The organism is Bradyrhizobium sp. CFUWI (assembly GCF_056429085.1).
The window spans coordinates 1-395 of sequence record NZ_JBWJZE010000297.1; the positions used below are offsets into that span (position 1 = coordinate 1).

At 73.4% G+C, this 395-nt stretch carries 1 pseudogene; it reads left to right on the plus strand.

What is annotated here, in order from left to right:
- Nucleotides 1-292, plus strand: a pseudogene (locus AC066S_RS39890) (hypothetical protein); the annotation flags it as partial.
- Between the last annotated feature and the right edge of the window lie 103 nt (nt 293-395).

Sequence of the window (395 nt, forward strand, 5' to 3'; positions counted from 1 at the left end):
ACTGGCGCCCGGGCAGCGCGACGTCGACAGCCTGCCGCCCTACCCGGTGCTGGACCAGGTGCTGCGCCTCATCATCGAAGGCGAAGGCCTGTCGCACGCCGAGTACGAGGCGGCCCGCGCGTTCTCGGCCCAGCTGCAGCACGACGAGGCCGGCCGCGCCCTGGTGCACCGCGTGCGCCAGATGGTGGCGCGCAACGAGTACAAGCGCCGCCAGGCTCCGCCCATCCTGCGCGTGCGGGCCAAGGCCTTCGGCAACGGGCGCCAGATGCCGATCGCGGCGAAGTACGTCTGAGCCTGCGCCCCCGTCCCTCCGCAACCCGGCGCACCTCCGTGCCGCCGCGCGGGTGCGGCACGGGCTACATTTGCCGATGACGCCACTGCCGAGATGGCGGTGC